17 protein-coding genes and 1 riboswitch are annotated in these 21,711 nt (G+C 36.0%); of the genes, 7 read left to right on the top strand and 10 right to left on the bottom strand.

Annotated features, from left to right (window positions below; all coding sequences use genetic code 11):
• Positions 1–100: 100 nt before the first annotated feature.
• A complete protein-coding gene (locus tag GKP30_RS14405; protein WP_216830145.1) occupies positions 101–1,750 on the top strand; it encodes a M20/M25/M40 family metallo-hydrolase in 1,650 nt (549 codons plus the stop codon).
• A 52-nt stretch (positions 1,751–1,802) separates the two neighbouring features.
• Here GKP30_RS14405 and GKP30_RS14410 read toward each other — a convergent pair whose 3' ends face one another.
• Entirely contained in the window at positions 1,803–2,444 is a 642-nt protein-coding gene (locus GKP30_RS14410; protein WP_216830146.1) for a hypothetical protein, read from the bottom strand.
• Between the two features lie 9 nt (positions 2,445–2,453).
• Positions 2,454–3,632 (bottom strand): ParM/StbA family protein, encoded by a 1,179-nt coding sequence (locus GKP30_RS14415; RefSeq protein WP_216830147.1) that lies wholly within the window; start codon positions 3,630–3,632, stop codon positions 2,454–2,456.
• Positions 3,633–4,192: 560 nt separating this feature from the next.
• Here GKP30_RS14415 and GKP30_RS14420 point away from each other — a divergent pair.
• The 5 genes from GKP30_RS14420 (at position 4,193) to GKP30_RS14440 (ending at position 9,102) form a co-directional block, all read left to right on the top strand.
• Complete coding sequence (locus tag GKP30_RS14420) at positions 4,193–4,762, top strand: biotin transporter BioY (protein ID WP_216830148.1); 570 nt, start codon at positions 4,193–4,195, stop codon at positions 4,760–4,762.
• A 120-nt stretch (positions 4,763–4,882) separates the two neighbouring features.
• The gene (locus GKP30_RS14425; protein ID WP_216830149.1) at positions 4,883–6,355 is read left to right on the top strand and encodes an AMP-binding protein; all 1,473 of its coding nucleotides are present in this window, start codon (positions 4,883–4,885) and stop codon (positions 6,353–6,355) included.
• A gap of 4 nt (positions 6,356–6,359) precedes the next feature.
• Positions 6,360–7,505: a thiolase family protein gene (locus tag GKP30_RS14430; protein WP_216830150.1), complete on the top strand. Its 1,146-nt coding sequence runs from the start codon at positions 6,360–6,362 to the stop codon at positions 7,503–7,505.
• 20 nt (positions 7,506–7,525) lie between these two features.
• Positions 7,526–8,314: an SDR family NAD(P)-dependent oxidoreductase gene (locus tag GKP30_RS14435; RefSeq protein ID WP_216830151.1), complete on the top strand. Its 789-nt coding sequence runs from the start codon at positions 7,526–7,528 to the stop codon at positions 8,312–8,314.
• 386 nt (positions 8,315–8,700) lie between these two features.
• Entirely contained in the window at positions 8,701–9,102 is a 402-nt protein-coding gene (locus GKP30_RS14440; protein WP_216830152.1) for a helix-turn-helix domain-containing protein, read from the top strand.
• A 138-nt stretch (positions 9,103–9,240) separates the two neighbouring features.
• Here the strand turns inward: GKP30_RS14440 and GKP30_RS14445 are convergent, their stop codons facing one another.
• The 8 genes from GKP30_RS14445 to GKP30_RS14480 all read right to left on the bottom strand — a co-directional run bounded on the left by GKP30_RS14445 (position 9,241) and on the right by GKP30_RS14480 (position 20,436).
• Complete coding sequence (locus GKP30_RS14445) at positions 9,241–9,981, bottom strand: YqjF family protein (RefSeq protein WP_216830153.1); 741 nt, start codon at positions 9,979–9,981, stop codon at positions 9,241–9,243.
• A gap of 67 nt (positions 9,982–10,048) precedes the next feature.
• Positions 10,049–11,887: a UbiD family decarboxylase gene (locus GKP30_RS14450; RefSeq protein ID WP_216830154.1), complete on the bottom strand. Its 1,839-nt coding sequence runs from the start codon at positions 11,885–11,887 to the stop codon at positions 10,049–10,051.
• Positions 11,888–12,189: 302 nt separating this feature from the next.
• A complete protein-coding gene (locus GKP30_RS14455) occupies positions 12,190–14,946 on the bottom strand; it encodes an N-6 DNA methylase (protein ID WP_216830155.1) in 2,757 nt (918 codons plus the stop codon).
• Positions 14,921–15,736 carry a DNA-methyltransferase gene (locus GKP30_RS14460; RefSeq protein WP_216830156.1) on the bottom strand — a complete coding sequence of 272 codons (816 nt, stop codon included), beginning with the start codon at positions 15,734–15,736 and terminating at the stop codon, positions 14,921–14,923. Before GKP30_RS14460 ends, GKP30_RS14455 begins: the two co-directional genes overlap by 26 nt.
• Before the next feature lie 313 nt (positions 15,737–16,049).
• Entirely contained in the window at positions 16,050–16,733 is a 684-nt protein-coding gene (locus tag GKP30_RS14465) for a Na-translocating system protein MpsC family protein (protein ID WP_236035102.1), read from the bottom strand.
• A gap of 755 nt (positions 16,734–17,488) precedes the next feature.
• The gene (locus GKP30_RS14470) at positions 17,489–17,887 is read right to left on the bottom strand and encodes a hypothetical protein (RefSeq protein ID WP_216830157.1); all 399 of its coding nucleotides are present in this window, start codon (positions 17,885–17,887) and stop codon (positions 17,489–17,491) included.
• 223 nt (positions 17,888–18,110) lie between these two features.
• Positions 18,111–18,809, bottom strand: a complete 699-nt coding sequence (locus GKP30_RS14475) for a Na-translocating system protein MpsC family protein (RefSeq protein WP_216830158.1) — start codon at positions 18,807–18,809, stop codon at positions 18,111–18,113.
• 328 nt (positions 18,810–19,137) lie between these two features.
• On the bottom strand, positions 19,138–20,436 hold the full coding sequence (locus GKP30_RS14480; RefSeq protein ID WP_216830159.1) for an ATP-binding protein: 1,299 nt from the start codon (positions 20,434–20,436) through the stop codon (positions 19,138–19,140).
• A gap of 465 nt (positions 20,437–20,901) precedes the next feature.
• Positions 20,902–20,985: riboswitch (cyclic di-GMP riboswitch) on the top strand.
• Between the two features lie 39 nt (positions 20,986–21,024).
• Between GKP30_RS14480 and GKP30_RS14485 the strand changes: the two genes are divergently transcribed.
• Complete coding sequence (locus GKP30_RS14485) at positions 21,025–21,528, top strand: hypothetical protein (protein WP_216830160.1); 504 nt, start codon at positions 21,025–21,027, stop codon at positions 21,526–21,528.
• Positions 21,529–21,711 lie beyond the last annotated feature (183 nt).

Genomic DNA, 21,711 nt, shown 5'->3' on the forward strand with positions numbered 1-21,711 from the left:
ATTAAAAAACCCCTATTAACACCTACTCTATTTTATAATAACCATATAAACTATTATTCTAGTCTAGTATTACGTTAATAGAGTAAAGGAGTCTTTAACTATGTTATCTTGTCGTGATGAAGTATTATTTTTAACAAACCAGCTTGTTAATATAGAGAGTATTGTAAACTCTGATGGTGAGAAAGAAATTAGCCAAGCCATCTATCTTTTGGTTTCATCCTTCCCTTATTTTATGGAAAACCCTACTCATATCATTAAGCAACAAACAACTAACGACGAGCAAGAGCGCTACAACGTGCTTGCATTTGTCAAAGGAACGAAGAACAAGAGCGATAAAACGGTTATATTAATGGGCCATATGGATACGGTCGGTATTGATGATTATAACCATTTAAAAGACAAGGCTTGTTCCCCTGATGAATTAATGGAAGCGATGAAGGAAGAAAAACTACCTGAACCAGTGGAAGACCATTTAAACTCTGGTGATTATTTATTTGGTAGAGGTGTACTCGATATGAAAAGTGGAGTTGCCAGTCACCTTTATCTTTTAAAATATTACTCAGAGCATCCAGAAGAGTTAGAAGGAAATCTCCTCGTTGTAATTGAGTGTGATGAGGAAGATGGATCACACGGTATATTATCGGCTTTAAAGGAATTAAAGCATTTAAAAGCGGAGCATAAGTTTGATTATATTGCAGCCATTAATGCAGATTTTGTCTCTCCTCGCTATGAAGGAGATGTGAACCGCTACATTTATAAAGGAACTGTTGGAAAACTATTGCCTTCATTTTTTATTACTGGTGCTGAAACACATGTAGGTTCATGCTTTGAAGGAATTGATCCTAACTTCATTGCAGCTGAGCTAACCAAACAAATTAGTTACAATCCAGAGCTTTGCAATGAAGCCTTCGGTGAAACGACGGTACCTCCTGTTTCTCTAAAACAAACCGATCTAAAGCCGACTTACACGGTTCAAACCGCTCTTTCTGCATATGTGTATTACAATTTCTTTATTCATTCCTGGTCTCCAAAAGACGTCCTTGTGAAGCTAAAAGAGCAAGCAGAAATTGCTTTTAACAATGCTTTAAAAGATTTCAAGAGAAAGTATGAGCAATATAGCTTAGCAAGTCATCAGCCATTTATTGAGGTGCCATGGCAAGCACGAGTTATGACATACGAAGAAATGCACCAATTATTAATTGTCGAAAACGGAAATGACTATGTCAACCATATGGATGACTTTAAAGAACAATTATTACTCGATAAAGAGTTAGATACGAGAATGTATGCTGCAAGAGTCGTCGAAGAGGCATGGAAATGGATGAGTGACAGAAGTCCAGCCATTATTCTTTTCTACTCATCTTTGTACTCACCGCGCATTGAAGTCACTGGAAAAAATGAAAAGGAAGATAACTTAATCCAGTCTCTCGAACAAGCGATTACTGATATTCAGCAACATTATGAATATCCAATCGCAACAAGAAACTTCTTCCCGTACATATCCGATATGAGTTTCGTCGCGTTAAGTGATGATGAAGCGGGCATTCAAGCGGTATCAAACAACAACCCGAGCTGGGGTAGAAAGCATTATGTAAGCTATCAAGATATTCGTGACATCAATGTTCCCGTCATTAATATTGGCCCTTATGGCTTTGATGCCCATAAACAGTACGAACGAATGGAATTAAATTATTCTCTCAATATCGTACCTAACCTCACTAACAACGTAATCCAAAACCTACTCAAATAAAAAGTGCCAGGCACCTTCAATGCAGTAAAGCATTGAAGGTGCCTGGCACCATTTACTTATTCATTTGGGCTAGGAAGCCGCCGAGGAGGTCATCTATGTCCTCTTCTTTTTCTTCTTCAGGTTCTTCGGTTGAAGAGGCCACTTCACGTTTCATATCATCCCAATTGAAGTTATCTAAATCATCATCTAAATCTCTGTTATCTGATTCTTCTTCAAGTGGTTCTTCCACTTCGGCTTCGACTTCTTCTTTTAATTCCTTAAACGGTTTCCTACCCGTTTTATTTGTAGCTTCTAATATAGCTTCTTCACTTTCAACTTCTTGTAAGTATAGAGCTTCATCAATATCTATAGAATTACTATTTAGTGCTGCTAAAATTGACGTTGCACGAAGCGGATCATTCAGTAATTGATAAACGATACTGCCTAACAATGCTTCCGAATGCGAATGTTTTAACCAGTTTCGCTGCTCTTTCGTTAATGATTTCGGAAGCGGGATCGTTAGCGTTTCTCTTTCTTTTACTAACGAATTACTCACACCTTCTAAAGCAAATTCCGCGATTTTACTAGAAAAGTTTCTTCTTTCTGTTTCTTTTAATCGTTGTAATTGCTTTATAATATGATCCGGTGTATCAGAAGGCAGACGAAACGTTATCGCCTGTCCTCTCTGTATTTCCGTTGTCCCCTTTTTTTTCATCGGATCACCCTATTTTTTTACCGTTTGCTGTTCTGCAACCTTCTTATCCTTATTACTTTTTTTCACAAAATCAGAAACTAACTTGTAATACGCATTGGCCATCATCCAAATACTTTCTTTTTCATCTTCAAAAAATTCAATATTGTAGCCATCTAAGTTATTATTAAGTGTTTTAATATATTCCTTTAATACCATCGAACCGCCGCCGACAAAATAACAAATCTCTGTTTGCGAATTTTTTTGCCAAACGTTGCGAAGATGGCGATACTGTTTCTTTGCTAATTCTAAAAGGATACGGTCTGTTATGTCATGGACGCTCGTACGGCTTCCTTTGACCATAATATGATTACGGTCATTTTTTCTAGTAATAATTTCAACAACATCACGGCGACTATCTAATTCAACACCATGCTTAGAACGGATTTCCTCACGAATAGCTTCTAGTGACTCTGATACACCAATGTTAAATCCTTGGGCTTTATCATCATCTACATTTCTATTTTTAATGACCGCAACATCGGTTGATAAACCACCAATATCTTGAATAAGAATTCGCTTATCAATTAAATCTCTATTAATAATGTTAAGATCTTTATCCATTACTAAATTGATATAAGCCGCAAATCCTTCAGGATACACTTTTACTTCATCAAACTTAATATTCACTTTTAAACCTTGATACTTTGGAGTAACAAGAAACTCTACTTGATGAACTGATCCTAATAGTTGCGAACGATAACCTACATCTTTCCCTTCTTTTACTTCGCGAAGAGGTAAACCTGTTCCAAGTGTGTAGTTCGCATCAATAACCGATTTCGGACTACCAGAAGACTTTGCAATTTCTCCTTCGACAGCATCTAATGCTAAGGAGGTAAATAACATAACTAGTGTTTGGTCTTCTTCCGACTTACTACTTCCTGGGTCAAGCTCATTTGCATTATCACTTTTTGTTGCTAGATTACCTACACGGTAAATTACATTGTTCTCCTTAAGAGCAGGGGAGTGGATTCGAATATGAATTCCATCAAGAGGATCCTTCTCATTTAAATCTTCGATTCCAATAACAGGTCGATCTTCTGTATCTCTAGCAATAACATTAGGTATGTAAAGCTCTCGGTCGTATTTTCCAAAAATCGCCTTCACACAATCATTACCAACATCAATCGCAGCTATTCGAGAAACATTCATCCTATCATCCTTCCAAAATTAAAATATAAAACTAGTATTTAACACGTATCTATAGGTTATCAAACGAGGGTAGGGAGGTCAATAATCTATAAGTTGTGTTCATTTATGTACACAAGAATACAAAACTGTGTACATCATAGCTCATTTCGTCCACAAGTGTACATAATTGTAAACATGTCGGTATAAAGGGATGTGTGCGTAATTGTGTACATGTAAACATGTTTGTAAACACAAAGAATACATTCTGTGTACTTGTATACATGTATGTATACATTCATTTTCTCCTTATTTTTTGATCAAATCACCGACAAGAACACTTCTACTCTACTACTTTAGTTGGCCTTTCGTTTTCCTATATTTTGCTATAACCGTGTATGACTAATATGTTATCTAATTATATGTATCGTATGAACCTTTAGCTCAAACCACCTTAAAGAACGTACTCCTACTATTATTATGTAAACCTACTCCACTAACTAGTTGACAAGTAATCAGTATAGAAATTATACTATTCGAAAGGAATTCATTCTTTTTATACTATTTTGAAAATGGTGATTATGATGAAACTAAAAAACATGATGTATGCTTCATTTTTTGTTGCAGTCATTGCAGCACTCGGGATTTTACCTCCACTCGTTCTTCCTATCTCTCCTGTACCGATTACGGCTCAATCGTTAGGTGTTATGCTAGCAGGAGCCATTTTAGGTGCTAGATATGGTGGATTGAGTCTAATAATCTTTGTTTTACTCGTTGCATTTGGTGCCCCGCTTCTATCAGGTGGACGTGGTGGTATTAGTGTATTTTTAGGTCCTAGTGGTGGTTACATTTTAAGCTGGCCTATTGCTGCTTTTGTAATTGGGTATTTGGTCGAGAAGTATTGGCACAAAATGAACCTTGCCCGTTTCATTCTATTTAATGTATTTGGCGGGATTATTGTCATCTATGCTGGTGGAGTTACTTATCTTTCATTCAACACTGGTATTCCATGGGGAACAGCAGCTTACCAGGCTCTTATTTATATTCCTGGGGATATCGCTAAAGCCATTCTTGCAGCTGTAATAGCTATGCAAATTAAGAAAGCTTATCCACTTATTAAAAAAGCAAATCCTATACAAAAGAACGCTGCTTAATACTTTACAAAGGGTGCCCTATGGGTACTCTTTTTCAATAACAAGGTAGATTTCTGCTCCCCCTCCCCTACTCTCTATTAATGTATAATCAGAAAAAATATAGAAATGAGGTAGAATTCTATGATTGGCGAAACGATAAAAGAAACTACATATTCATTCTCCTCTAAAACAGCAATTATTTGCGATAACGAGCAAATAACGTACAAGCATTTATATGAAAAAATGCAAGTGAACCAACAACAGTTAATATCTGTAATAGGTAACCCCTATCAAAAGAAGATTGCGTTTTTACTTGATAATGATATAAATTATTTAACGATTTTTTTAGCGATCAGTGAATTAGGAGCCATTGCTATTCCACTCGACCCTAAATGGAGTCAAAGTGATTTATTGCATATTCTCACAGACTGCAAGCCAGACTTGTTTATTACAAATCAGGATACAACGAAAAATGAAGTACCTACCTTTTCACTTGATGAGTTAAACCAACAACAACTGACTCCCCTCCCCTCTTATAAGCGATCAGAAAATGACCTGTTTTATATTGGCTACACATCTGGATCAACTGGGAAACCGAAAGGCTACTTAAGAACTCATTCATCATGGCTCCATAGCTTCCGAGGAAGTAATGAAACCTTTAAGCTAAACCAGGATAGTTTGATTTTTTCTCCTGGTCCACTTGTTCACTCACACTTTTTATATGCAGCTGTTCATGCTCTACATATTGGCGCTACATTATATATTACAAAGAAATTTAATGCAGAGACTGTTTTTGATACAGTAAAAGAAAATCCTATCACCGCATTGTACCTCGTACCTACGATGTTTTCTGCTCTATATGATGTTTTTACAGAAAAGGGACAGCCAATTACAAAATTAGAAAAAGTCATTTCCGCTGGAGCAAAGTGGCAGCTTTCCTTGAAGCAAAAAACGAACGACTTCATTCCAAATGCTGAAGTTTTCGAATATTATGGAGCATCGGAATTAAGCTTTGTAAGCGTTTTAGACCAAAAAGGAAATAGTGAAAATCCTGAATCTGTAGGACGACCTTTTCCTGGAGTACACGTAACTGTCCGTCGGTCTGACGGTAGCAACGCCAACTGTGGGGAAATAGGAAAGTTATATGTCAAAAGTAAACAAACCTTTGCAGGATATCTCAACAACCCTGAAGCGACAAAAGAAGTTTTTGACGGAGACTGGGCGACAGTTGGTGACCTCGCTTATATCGACCAGAATGGTTATATTACATTGGTCGGACGGGAAAAAAACATGATCATTAGCGGTGGCTTAAATGTTTACCCTGAAGAAATTGAGAAGGTGTTAGCTACCTTACCAGAAATTAAGGAAGTTGTTGTCGTAGGGCTAGAAGATAGCTATTGGGGAGAAAAGGTGATTGCTGTTATCGAATGGAGGAAAGATCAATCCCTCACCCATCAACAGTTAAAAGCCTATTGCAGACAAAATCTAGCATCCTATAAATGCCCACAATTATTTTTAGAGTTTTCCTCTTTTCCATACACAACTAGCAGGAAAATTGCTAGAAGTGAAGTAGTAAAACAAGTACAGAAACAATTAGAACACCAAAGGACGTGAAATGATGAAAGAAGCCGTCATTGTAACTGCCAAACGTACAGCTGTCGGAAAAGTTGGTGGAATGTTCAAGGATCTTCCACCAGAGCAACTAGTTGCTCCCCTCATACAACATATCATCAAGGAATTAGATCTCGATAAGGCGTCAATTGATGAAGTAATCCTTGGTAACGCTGTAGGACCTGGTGGAAACATCGCTCGCCTATCGTCGCTAACCGCAGGATTACCAGTTACCGTGCCTGGAGTAACTGTCGATAGGCAATGTGGTTCTGGTTTAGAAGCTATTAATCTAGCTGCACGATTAGTTCAAGCTGGAGCTGGTGACATCTATTTTGCAGGTGGTGTAGAAAGTACAAGCCTAGCGCCGTGGAAGATTGCAAAGCCTTCTAGTCTCTATCATCCAAAAGGTCCTGAACTTTTTACGAGAGCTCGCTTTTCTCCAGACGAAGTCGGTGACCCAGATATGGGATTGGCTGCTGAAAATGTGGCTGAAGCTCACCACATCTCAAGACAAATGCAAGATGAATATGCTTACAACAGTCACCGAAAGGCTGTGCAGGCAACTGAATCTGGTCTATTCCGTGAAGAAATAGTACCCATCAATGGGATGACAGCTGATGAGTGCCCGCGAAAAACGACAACGCTCGAAAAGCTTAGTACTCTTCCCCCCGTATTTAAAGAAAATGGCACAGTCACTGCAGGAAATGCATGTCCAATTAATGACGGTGCAGCGGTCGTGCTAATCATGTCACACGATAAGTGTAGAGAGCTAGGGTTACAGCCTACTTTGCGGTTTATTGATGCAGTAAGCGCTGGTGTCGACCCTAATTACCTCGGGATTGGCCCAGTCCCAGCTGTAACAAAACTACTACAAAGACAACAGCTAGCGGTTCAAGACATAGATATTGTTGAATTTAACGAAGCCTTTGCTTCACAGGTTTTAGCAAGTTTGCGTGCATTAGAAATTCCTTTAGAAAAAGTGAACCGAAATGGTGGTGCATTAGCCATTGGTCATCCATACGGTGCATCAGGAGCAATTCTTGTCACCAGATTGGTGACAGAAATGAAAAGACAAAATTTGAAACGCGGATTAGCCACATTAGGAATTGGTGGTGGTTTAGGTCTAGCCACTCTCTTCGAATTAATCCACTAAAGCTTAGGAGGCAGCGTGAAATGAATTTAAGTGATCAAGTTGCAATCATTACAGGGTCGACAACAGGAATTGGTTATAGTACAGCTCAACAGCTTGCAGCTAATGGTGCAGCCGTCATTATTAATGGGCGAAATTCTACTGCAGTGGCTGAAGCTGTAACAAAGATTAAAGCAGCTGGCGGTCGTGCTGTTGGATTGTCTAAGCCTGTTGAGCATCCTGAAACTGGCCAAGAGCTAGTAAATCTTGCATTAAAGGAATTTGGAAAAGTATCAATTTTAATCAATAACGCAGGAATTATCCATGATCAAATGTCTTATAAAATGACAGATGATGAATTTTCAAATGTCATAGATGTTCATGTAAAAGGCTCATTTTATTGTACAAGACCTTTCATTCAGGAACTCAAAAAAACACGGACAAACGGCCACATTATCAATATGACCTCCACTGCCGGACTAGAAGGGACGATTGGACAAGTCAATTATAGCGCAGCAAAAGCAGCAATAAATGGGATGACATGGACACTAGCAAAAGAGTTAAAAAGAGATGGAATTCAAGTAAATGCAGTAGCTCCAGCGGCGTTAACCAATATGACAAAACCATACATTGAAAAAGCGAAACGAAAAGCCGAAGAAGCTGGACAGGATTTACCTGATTATTGGAAAATAGGTACACCTGATGACGTAGCTAGCTTTATCATCAGCCTACTAATAAACCGATCTATAGAGGCTTCAGGTAAGATTTATGGTGTAAATGGGAGTAACATCGTAGAATGGAAGCCACCGTATTCACACCCGTACGGTGAATAACTAAAAGTAGAAGGAAGCTGCCAGAAAATAAATGGCAGCTTTCTAGACAGTAACTTTATCTGTATCTGCAAAATAATTGTATATACGTTTTTTACAACGTGACTACTTTCTATACGGCCAATACTTATGAATAAGATCTGCACCCCTTTTTTCATCGTTACATAGTTCTATTACCTTCATACCTTCCCCTTCTGTCATTTATTTTTCCTCACGTCTTTTATTCAAACAAAATAGGTAATTGCCTAAAGAGCGACTAGGCCTTTGTATTTAAGTTCGAATAAGTAAAACGATTTAAAATTTTTTATTTTTTCCTCGATGACCCCCTTAAAAAGGATTGGTCTTCCGTATAGATAAATGAAAAATACTGAGTAAAAAGGTGGATTTGTATGATTGGCGAAACCATTAAAAAATATCGTGTAAGAAAAGGCTTAACCCTCGCAGAACTTGCCAAGCGTGCTGGTGTTGACAAGTCGTATCTTAGTTCAATCGAAGAGAAGATTTACTTGAATCCTTCTTTACAGTTTTTTGAAAAAGTTTCTCCAATTTTAGGCATTTCAGTTGATAACCTTTTAAAAGAATGCGCAAAAGAAGCCTTTGATCCTGTTTGGAATGATGTTGTTGATGAAGCACTAGAAGCGGGATTGACGACAGAAGAGTATATCGATTTTCTTGAATATACAAAAGCACAAGAAATGGAACCAAAAAGTCCAAAGCCTTCGATATCATACCAATTAAAAACATTTTGTAGAGAATCAACAAAGGCTAAAGAAAAAATCCGTGTTATTTAATCAAAAAGAAATTCTTTACACAAGTTTCCGTGAATTCGTGTTTACACTAAAAGTTCAATCATAAAACACCCTGTTTCCAAAAGAGAAATAAGGGTGTTTTCGTTTTTTTCAAAAGTAGCCCTCTTAGTAGACCTAAAACTAAAAAAATAATCCTACTTTTTTGGGTGGCCATACGACGACTTTTAATTTGTTCGAGTATTGAAGGAGGTCTGGTGGATCCTCTATAGGAATTCCTACACTTTGTGCCACTGTATTAACACCAAACTGTACCTCTGCCCTTTGTAACGGCCATGGCTTATGATTAATTCTGCCTTCGTATATTCCCATACCTTTCGTGACAAATAATGAATAACGTTCTGTTAGCCAATGCTCTAACGTTCCTGGCTTGGCAAAATAAACATCACTGACTGGAAAGTATTTAGCTGAAAACACACCTTTATTTGCTCGATTATCCGTTCTTTCACTAGTAAACTCTATTTCTCTTTCTTTGCTTACACAGCTCATATTCGCATTCATATATGGGAGATTATACGTTAAATTGGCTAAGGAAACAGCCACTTTACTACTTGCATCTAAGCTAAAAAAATACACACCAGGCCTACCGTTAAATGTAATATAGGTCCTTACATTTAGCTCTGGAAATGACGGGGTAAAAGGTAATTCAGGTAAGCCACGAGCTCGAATACCACTCATAAAAAACGGTACCACGCTTATCCACGCTTCTTCTTCAAACGTTTCGACTTCAAAGCATGTAGGTATAACTGAACGTATCAACGACTTTGGTACTTTATAATGAGCAAATAAAAGAGAACTCCATGTTTGTCTCATTACCCAATTTCCACTAGGGTTAGTGGAGCTTTTTTGAGTCAGCTCATCCATTTACACTTCCCCCTTATAAAAAACGCAAGAATAAAAACTACTATAGCTTTTATCCTTGCGTTATCGTTTATTCATCGATTTTTACAGTAGCTAAACTAGCACCTTCCTTGAAAAAGCGCTCGATGTTTTTCTCAACTGTTGGATCAGGACTAAGTGGTGGTGCATGATGCGGCTTTGTCCGAACATCAATAATCATATTATCACAGCCCCAATGCTTAAATTCATAAGAGCCATTGACCCCATATATATCATGTGAAGGATTGCTGCGAGTAAAAGTTACCCATAAGAAATTATTTATCGACTCACTAATAAACTCACTGTCATCACATAGTATAATCATTGGACACGACGGCATTGAGCCCTTCTTCTCAATGTCATTACTAAACGCTTGTAATTCCTCTTCTGCTTTTTCATACGTTGAAAACTCGGGCCCTTCAATCGCTACGACACCTGGCATAACAAGACGGGGTTGATTAAAACCATTGAGGTCTTTAAGCTGATTAGGAACGTCTTTACACAACTCCCTCAACTTATCTCCGAACGCCGCTATAACAACTTTACTTCCTGTATTCAATCCTGTTCCTGAATAATCTAAAGTATCAATTGTCGTATTCGTTTGGAAATGAATATCCCGATGAAGGTCAAGTCTTTCTAAAATATATGTTAAAAACTCTTCTTCTTTATGTGTATCGAGCGGTTGCCCGTCTTCAGCTGTAATAAATAAATACTTAGCTAAACTTAATTGACCTGTCCCTAAAATTCGATTGGCAATCGTCAGAAGTTCGGCGGGCTGTTTGACTTGCTGATATGGAGTGTAACGCTCACTACCAATAGCAAAAAGCAATGGATGTACCCCAGCTGCATCTACGGCATGAACCTCTTTGACACCTGGAATTTCCGATTGGATAGCATCTCCTGTTAACTCATGAATCAAAGCCCCGAACGATGTATCCTCCTGTGGTGGGCGACCGACAACTGTAAATGGCCAAATTGCATTTTGCCTAGCATATACTTTATGAATCTTCATTAATGGAAAATCATGCGTTAAACTATAATACCCTAAATGATCCCCGAAAGGTCCTTCTGGCTTTGTTTCACCAGGATGTATTTCACCTGTAATAACAAAATCAGCATCATTACTAATACAATAGCCATCGATATAGCTATAACGGAACCGGCGCCCAGAAAGCATACCAGCAAATGTCATTTCACTTAACCCTTCTGGTAAAGGCATAACTGCTGAAAGTGTATGTGCAGGAGGACCTCCAATAAAAATACTTACTTTTAAAGGCTCCCCTTTTCTACTCGCTTTTTCTTGATGAACACCAATTCCTCGATGAATTTGATAGTGTAGACCGATTTCTTTATTAAGCTCATAGTCATTACCGCTAAGTTGAACGCGGTACATTCCTAAATTGGCATTCATAATACCTGGCTTTTCAGGGTCTTCACTATACACTTGAGGTAACGTAACAAAAGCTCCACCATCATCTGGCCAATGTTTAATTAGCGGAAGATCTGAAATATCAATCTCTTGAAAACTAACAGGTAAACTAGATGACTTTTTCATCGGTAACGCCTTGGAGGCTGCTACTCCTGTACGAACATGATTAAATGGATTTTTAAGCGCTTGAACGGGGTCGTTCCTCAAAGCAACTACATTTTGTGTAGCATCCCATGTTTTACGAAAAATAAATTTACTTCTTTCAACCGTACCAAATAAATTCGAAACTGCACGAAACTTTGAACCTTTTACATTTTCAAATAATAACGCTGGACCGCCTGCTTCATACACCTTTAAGTGAATTGCCGCCATTTCCAAATTGGGATCTACCTCTTCACATATACGAATTAAGTGACCATGCTTCTCTAGATCAAGAATACATTCTTCTAAGTTTTGATACATTATCTCCAAGCTCCTAATTTGTTTTATTTCATACTGTTTTATTTCATTATATCTGTTCTATTAACCGCTGTCTTTTTCAACGCCCTAAAAGAAAATGCACTCATTTAGTCTATAAATCGTTCACTAGTTATTCCTTATGTTATTTTCTCTTGTTATGGCAATATTATTATTGCTCGGGCAATATATCATTCCCAACCCCCATTATAAACGACGATAAATAGCAATAGCACTAGTACGCTTTAACATCATATAGAAAAAAGCTCCATGCATCGGAGCTTTTCCTCGTATTAATTAAATTACAATTACCTAACTGACTTACGAGTGGCAAACATTTGAATGAGTGAGTTTTTAATCTTTTCGTAATGCGCTTCTAAACCAAAGGCTTTTAAGACAGCCATATCAAACTCTTGACGATCGTCTTGCTGAAGTTCTTCAAGTAATGGTAAGACCTGTCTTTCCTCTAGTCTTCTATACCTATCTAATATAGTGGATTTATTTTTAGCACTAATGAATTGTGGATCTAACATTTTGAATCTGTCTTCCACTTTATTTTTATTTAAATCTAGAACCCCAAGACCTCTTCCAAAACCTATTGCCTCAATGAAGTAAATTCCAACAATACTATTTAATAAAGCTGCTAATAAATTCAAATCATTCTTTGGATCTTTCCTAACAAGACCCGTCAACCGTTGATCAAAAAATACGGGTTGCTCGGCCTTCGAAAAGAATAATCTTTCATCAGGGTTAATTAATAATCCTATATCGAAACTACTTTTTATTGACATTTCATACCAATGTACATTTTTCTTAGCTAAACTTTTTTTCAGCAATTGACCTTTACCATTTTTGACTGCTTCAAAGCTTCGTATCCAACTCAAAGCTCCCTTGTGATTTAATGCTTCAAGTTCCTCCATCGTTTTACTACAGCTAAATCCTTCGATTGAGGCATCAAGATTCATAATATAAGAAGAGCTATCTAGTTTTTTCATAACGGGTACAATATAATCCGACTCTATATTATGTTCTTTTGGATAAAATAATGGGTTCCAACCTCTACGTTCTCCTCGTTTTACATGAAAATAATCCGTCAGTGGTACTAATCGGTCTTTAAAATCGAAAAGCCAGTTACAATCGGCAAATAGAGCATTTTTAATAACGCCAAGTTGATCAAAATTATCTATTTGCTCATAAGAATAACTGTTACATACATACTCATCTGAAGGTCGCTGCCTACGGATTTTAGCTATGAGGGTAGAAACTTTCTCGTATTGTTGATCCTTTTCCCCGTCACCAACTATTTCACGGAGATTACCTTTTAAAGTGACAAAGTTAACTTTTTTGTCAGGTGATGTGTTCCCTTTTTCAAGTACAATAATGTTTGTGACCACATCTGCATTTTGAAACCATCTTCCCTTACCTGATGTAACGATATACTTCACATGATATCTTTTCTTTAGTTCATTAAAAAATTTGTCACCAAACTCAGTTCCGAGCCAAGAGTTAGAAACAATTAATCCAGCTGTTCCTTTTTCAGTAAGAAGTTCATCTATTTTAATAGCGATATAGGCATATAAGTCGCTTCTACCATTAAAAGTTTCATTTAGATCTTCAATAAAAATTCTCGCTTCTAAATTTAACTCTGACAAAGTTTCTTGTTGGACAAATGGTAAATTTGAAACGATTACATCAAACTTACCTAATTCAACTTCATACATTTCTTTACTGATGGGACTATGTAGAGCAACCTTTTGATTTTCTTTAAGGTTAAATACATCTTCCTTATATACATTAAGTTGCACTCCTAAGTTTTCTGGAGAAGATAAAGCAAGCATTGCAAACTGAAGAGGATACCTAAATTTATCTCCAGCCCAAATTTGTTCGATTGCTTCTTTACCACTAATCCCAGCAAGAGTCTTTAAGTCATAGGCAGCTTTTACAATCGTGCCTGTTCCACAACATGGATCAGATATTCTAGCAGATTTATCCGTCATTGTTAAAGCAGTCAAGATCATCGCCAATTCTTTTGGTGTTGAAAACTGACCAGCCACTTTACGCTTACTTCTTGTTACTACAACACTTAAAAGTTCCTCTAATAATTTATCACTGTAAGTATTAAAATCTAACTTCATGATATAGTCGTTAAAGTGGGTTAATACTTTAAAAGTAGCAGAATCAATATGCCGTTCTCCTGGTTTTTCCTCAAATATATTGTAGAAGTCGCATTTTTCAGAAATAACTCTTAGGACTTCTAAACACTCTTCAATGGTACTTGTGTCGTCTATTTGTTCGATCAATCTAGCATGCGAATTATACTTCTTTAGAATATTAGCAAAAATGAACTTGTTCATTAGTGAAGTAATCGCCAATCTTGATAACTCAATCCACTGATTAGCTTTCTTTCCGTAGCTCAACCCTTCTGCTTCCCACCAAAGTAAAACCTCGTCATAGAACTCACTCTCTTTTGTGGAAGCTGCCCTTAATGATTGTGCACAATCCTCTATATTACTAAAAGCCAAAGAAAGCATTGGTTCATTTACAATAGAATTTAGTATTTTTTCCGTACGTAACGTATCGTTACGAAAATAGTACTCTAATTCCTTTAGGATGTTTTTAAGTAACTGATTAATTTCAGCCGTATGGTGAGCAACTTCAGAACGTTTCGTAATATGCTTAAGATCGTCCCATTCTTTCAATAAGTCATATTGTTCGCTTTTATCACTTTTAACATATAGTTTTGCGATGGAAACATTCCAAAGTAAAAAACTATTGACCCCTAGCAATTCTGCCTTTTTTATAGCATTTAAAAATAACTCTCTATCGTCGATGGGGGTATCAGGGTATTTTAATTCCCACCCTTGGAGTATTCTCGTCTTCCCTTTATCACCGAATAAAAGAACATCAGGAAAGAGAGATCCGCTACCTGTCGATAGACCCATCTCTCCTCCTGCATGTTGTATCATACTATCTCTTTGAGATACTATTGGACTTGAATTTATTTTTGATATGAGATCAATAGCCCAGCTTCGTTCATTATCACGCGTTGCTCCCACTTTTTTCATAAGTAATGTTCTCCCTTTTTACTTTTTCAAAAGCTTCTCCTACTCGTTGATTACAAACTTCAATTAAGTCTATTTTTTCATTTTTATATAGCTCAACATCTTCGTTTTTTTCGATCCCAATGAAATTTCTATTTTCAAGGATTGCGGAAACTAAAAAGCTACCGCTACCGCAAGCGTTATCTAGGATAACAGCACCTTCATTCGTATACGTACGAATGAGATATCTACCTAGCTCTACTGGCTTTTGGGTAGCATGGTACACCTTTCCTTCCGATTCAGCTGTCTTGAAATAGATGACATCCGTCGGGTAGCGCTTTCCATCACTTACGACATGTACTGGCTTGAAATCACCATAACTTCCCGTCAATTGGTTTTTTCTAATTCCCTTATCATAAGGATCTCCATCTCGCATCTGTGGATGATAGACAGGTTGTTTTTTATAGAAAACACAAATATCTTCATGTTTTCGTAACGGTTGCTTCTTTGCATTTAAAAAATTCGTTGCTTTTGACTTCTCCCACACTAATTTATATTTAAACCAGCTTGGATTACTTAGCATTAGATTGGCTGTAAAAATTCCTTGTGACGTTAGGACAACCACACCATTATCTTTTAAAATTCGCTTGTACTCTTTCCATAATAAATCAAGTGGAATAACGGAATCCCATTTATTTTGAGTAGTACCGTAGGGCAAATCACATAAGATCATGTCTACTGACTTATTAGGAATACCTTGCATGACTTCAAGACAATCCCCTTGAATAACTTTATTTAAATAATTATTAAGCATGTCCTTCCTCCTAAACTCCCAAACACTTTACCAGAACATATAGTAAAAAAGAAAAACCGTTCTCCATCTGAGTTCGGCTTATTGATTTATTATCGATATTAAAATGGTATTCACTATATAATTATAAACTTAAATGCGTATTGGCGCTATTACTAAAAGGCTGCTACAAGGGCCAAAAAACACCAGTTTTATGAATTATTGTCCCTTCAAATAGCCCTTTTTAAAAAATAAACAAGGGTATGGCATTTTTGTTAAGCTAAACCCTTGTGTAGATACAAACATGTAGAGAAAAGTAGATTTTTATTTGTATGGCTTATCCCTCTAGGATAAAACCCATTAATGATTTATCTTCTTTAAAGTTCCAGTCAATAAAAATCTCTTTAACTTCCCTCTTAAATATTTCATTGAACTTCCCATAATTGTGAAAATAACTTTTTTCTAAATCATCCTTCGTCATTACAAGTTCTTCTTCAAAGCCTTTGGCTATTAGAGCTTTTTCAATGGGAATTAATATGCCCTTTCGTTCAACGATAATTGCAGTTTCAGATACAGGATAGATGTGTATTTTGTCAGGTACTTTTTGCACCAATGCACTAATTCTTGCCACTTCGTCCTCTAACTTTTTCAAGTCAGTCGCATAAGGAACATTCACTGGATTACTTACTTCTCTATCTAATAAAAAAAAGATGAGACCTGAATTATTTGGGAAGTTCCAATCATGGTACCATTGTAAAATTTCACATGAAAGTGAAATTTCTACAACACCCTTTAACTGATCTACCACATGGTTAATAATAACATTTCTAGCCATATCAACCTGTTCGTTATGGCCTCGTTCCATCAATATCTCTTCCATAGGTGATATAAAGCCTCTAATGTACGTAGTAAAAATACTACCACTTACTGTAGATTGACAGGATTGTGGTCCTTTTCCAAAATTCTTTCTTAACAACTTACTTAAATAGCTGCTAATTGAGTTGAGAGTTTCTTGCTCCAATAGTTGTCACCTCTTTTCTAAGTTTCGCTTTACCCTTTTTAATAAATCACCATATCCTAAACGAATCAATTCTTTTTCAATTCGAACCAAAATACCATTACGTATAATTAAGACCGTCCGCTCATTTAGTTGACAGGAATAGATTTCTTCTGGAGCTTTTTCGGCCTGATCGCTAATATCAATGACTTCTTTGTTTATTTATTCTTTTTCTGGATACGCTTCATTTATAGTCTCCTTCGGTGTGAAAGGTTCAGAACTTATACAAGTAATCATCGCTGACTTATTGTGAAAACTCCAATCATAATAAGTCTCTCTCACATTTTTTCCTGTTGTTAGCTCTATGTATGTGTTTAACTGGGAATCATTGTTTGCATTAGCTTACCTCTCATTTGCTGAATGGTCATGAGTTGATCTTGTTCTAATAATACTAGTCAGATGGCGTAAGAAAATTTCTTAAATAGATGGTGATAAATGTGTAACCAACTGATGTATAAACAGATTGTGGCCCTTCCCAAAAATATCACGAAACATCTTACCTACGTATCCACTAATATCCTTTTGAAGGTTTTTCTATTAACTCTTCCACCGAAAAACCTCCTCATGCTTTTTAAATCAAATGTTAGTATGTACGATTTATTAATATATAAATCAACAACCCTAGAAAAGAGCTTTGATAAACAAACAAGGAAACCCAGAGAGCTAAGTGAATACTTATTTCTCCTGGTTCCCTTTTAGGCTAAGATCTTCTTAATAATTTAGATTAAATACTTGACTCTGTTGCTGATCACAATTTTGGAAATGTTAGATATAGTTAATTGCTTTAACTGAAACTCAGCTGCCATTAACTGATCCACCAAATCACAAAGTCGTTCAGTGATCGAGAGTACCGAATTCAGAAACAACTCCCTATAAGCACCTTCATTTGACTCTTCTTTTATTAGAGTATAACTAGTTTCAACCATCTCCATGAGGGATTGAAAGGTCATTTTATACGTTTCTGTTAACACTAGATACTGAATACCTTTATTCATTAATAGGTTATCGATTTCTTCAATTAGTTCTTTAACCTCTAAAATATTTTTTAGCTTTACTGTCAGATTTACTGCATAGAAATAATCACTCATAGGACTGATCGTTTCTTTTAGATTTTGCATACTTCTTGACCCTCCTATAGATCAAACAAAAAAAGCCAAAATAGCAAGAAGAATTGATTCCTTCTCGCTATTTTGGCTTATGATTAGCGTAAAATTCTAAAACATTTCTACCAAACTATTAGATCAAATTTTGTATGTATAAATCAATGGATAAAATAAATTAAAAACATTAAAAAAGAAGAGCTAAACAGTCTCTCCTTCCTAATATATTTTATAAAAAAATTTATGGCTGTAAATAAAAGAATATATAATTACAATTATTTTCATAATCCCAGGTCATAAAGACGGCTTCGACTCCCCGTCCAAATACTTCAGTAAACAAAGCTCTTTTATTTATATAACTTTGTTTGATTTCTCTAGAACGTTCTTGTAATATTTCCATACAATTTTTTTTATATAATACTTTTTCAATATGAAGCAACGTTTCTTGACATTCGACTGCATACATATTTTGATTTAACTTTATGACCCTGATGTCACTTGGTACTTTATGTAACTCCGCGCTAATATAACTGATCTTTTCTAGCAGTTTACTTTTCAATCTCGAGTAACTTGCCATTTCTGGAAAACCTTCTCTACTAACATCCTTTAACAGCATAATTCCTGTATTATTGTGATAGTCCCAGTCATTATAATAATGAGTAAGTGTTAAGCCTAATGTTGTTACAACCTCTTTCGAAAATTCCTTAAAAACCCTTTCTATTACAGCGTGGCGAAAATTATAGGCCAAATTCATTTGATTAGACTCTATTAATACCTCCTCTGCAGGAGTAATAAAGTTTCTAATATAAACGGTTAACCCATCAGAATGGTTCGTTACAAAACAAGACTCAGGACCTTTCCCAAACTTTTGTTTTAGCATCTTACTTAGCGTACTACTCAATTGTAGGAGATCCTCTTGTTGGCGAAAGCTAGTTGACATTTTTATTTCTCCTCCCTTTTTGAAAACACTCTTCTCAAAGACTATGGCTATTACCTTTGAACCGTTAGCCATTATTTTATTTACAAAAATCTTCTATAATTTCAATTTATTACAAATAAAATAAAAAAAGGCCTAACTCCCACTCATAGGGAAGTTAGGCCATGGATAGACGGGCTATTATTCAATAGTTTCTACCATTTACCATACAAAATTTATTTATAATTATTTAAAAAATACGAATTAGTTCCAAAAAGATAAGTAAATTACCAATGCCAGCAAGACACCAGTCCATATTAGAATATCATTATTCTCTTAATCTGACAATAATCTAATGATTGGATAACTCCTGCTGCTCATCTTTCAACAGTTTTTTCTCATGGTCAATAGAGCTTATTGGTAATTTTAAGATAAATGCTGTACCTTTTCCAGGTTGACTAACTACATTAATCGTTCCACCAATAGCTTCAACAATATTATAGACAACCATCATGCCAAGACCTGTGCCTTTGTCACCTTTTGAAGAAAAATATGGCTCCCCTAGCCGGCTTAATTGTTCCTCTGACATACCAATTCCTGTATCTTTAATTGTTAAAAATATAAAGCCATTTTTAGCCTCTAAAGAAACATACAGTGTTCCGCCATTAGGCATAGCTTCAATCGCATTTTTATACAAATTAATTAAAGCTTGCTGCAATTTTTGTTTATTTGCCTTAATTGAAAACGTCAATGAGTTAGTTTTTATATCTACACAATTGGCATTTGCCAATGGACGTATGACTTCAATTGAACTTTGGACTAAATCATCTCCGTCTATAATCTCTAATTCACCATTCGTTGGTTTTGTAAATGACAAATATTCTGTAATAATATTTTCTGCTCGTTCCACTTCACTTATGGCTATCGAAACATATTTATCTAACTCTTTTCTTTTAATGCTAGGACTTTTCATTAACTGTAAAAAGCCTTTAACAGTCGTCATCGGATTTCGAATTTCGTGCGTAAAACTAGAAGCAACATGGCTGACAATCTCCATCTTCTCTGAGCGAATAACATGTTCATTCAAATTTCTCAGCTTATGAATGGTCTCACTTAACGCAACAAAAAAAGTGATTGTTAACAAGTGCAGGAGAACGATATTAAAAATAAGTACCGATGATAATACTTCATTATATACAATTCCTATAGCAACAAGACAAGGAACAGGTGTTATGAAACCTACTGCTAAACTTAGTAATATTCGCTGACGATACACAAGAGAAAGAAACCACCGAGATAAAGACCCAATAAATAACCCATGGAACAGTGCAACAAAAATGGCAAGAGAAACCCCGTCACCTCCCAGAAGCAGTCGATACCCAATTAAAATGCTAACGAGCAGAAAAATCGTCCGCCATCCTCCATATAAACCAGCCAAAGCAATAGGTACTAATCTCAAATCAAACAAAAAGCCTTGAGCAGTTTGAATGGGAAAAGACATACAGAGGATTACAGCCAATGCTGCGAAAAAATTCAAACTAACTTTATTCAGGTTAAATGCCCCACGGTTTTTTAATTGAAAAGAAATAAAAACACAATAACAAACGAACATGAAAAAAAAGTTGAATACTAAATCTTTTAATATATCCAATAGAGCTCACATCTTTCTAACTTAGATTTTATATTCGTTTTTTAGGCAACTAAAAAAGCCAAAGTAAGAGTAGCATAAACCGCTATCTCCTACTTTGGCTTTAAACTCTAGCATTTATCTAAAGAATCTTTACCTGTTACTAGCTTTTTAGCTTTGTGTCCCATTTATAATAGAGCTAGGCATTCATTTCCTAGTATCCTTTTTAAGAATATAACAAAATAGAGAAATTTTCAATGTGACATGGGATTGGTTCTTTATTCCCTTTTAGGTTTTTTAAATGGTAAAGAAGTATGAAACAAACCGCCTTATACTACTCCAACAATGTTGGAATTTGTCGATAAAATTATATTTCCTTTTTTTGCATTCTAACTATAATGAAATTATAGGCATTTATACATAGGTATTTGATGTGGCCACGAAAATTATCCATGTATAGCGTTTCAAACAGGTAATTAGTTTTATCTCAAAAGAATGGGACGCGAAGAAGTATAACCTTCATTTGGACACTTGGGTTATATGGAGCTGGTAGTGTAACCGACCCTCTTATTTGATTTTAATTTAAAAAATTTAATTTAAGAGGAGAAATGGATGATGAAGAAATTATTAACTGGATTAGTAGCAGGTGCATTAGCAGTATCATTATTCGCAAGTTCTACATTTGCAGCGGTAACTTTCGATACAACATCAGGAACAGGATTTGTAGGTAAAGGTGATGTTCAAACAGCTTTAGGTTGGAATAACAAACAATTACAAGATTATGCTGATAAACTAGTGTTTACTTATGAGACTGTAGAAACGTTTGAAATTACAGTAGAATGGACCACTGGTGAGGGAACTAAGGGTGAAAAAACTCATACTGTTGAGCATAAAAGAACTTCAGCAGTTAATGGCAATGTAGAACACCATGCAAGAACAGCTACTCAAATTACGGGCTTTAATTTAACAGGTCTGAAGTCAGTAACTACCGAAGGAAGCATTCCTAAATTTGGTGACACATTCCCAGGAAACTCTGGTCATGAAGTTACTAAGGTAGAACTTGTTTCAACCATAAGTACACTAAAAGTAAATGAAAAAGTTTTGCAGCAAGATTAAAATAAACCATTAGGAGCTAACTTATAATGTTAGCTCCTTTTTTTATATATTATATACCATCACAGTTACTCCTCGAAAAATCTTGTTTCACTGTATGCTATCAATCCAAAAATAGATATTGTGCTATGAAGACGATTATCCGTAAAACACCTTTTCCTTCTCTATATTTTCACCAAACTCCAT

This window comes from Alkalihalobacterium elongatum (assembly GCF_019024285.1).
Lineage (GTDB): Bacteria > Bacillota > Bacilli > Bacillales > Bacillaceae_F > Alkalihalobacterium > Alkalihalobacterium elongatum.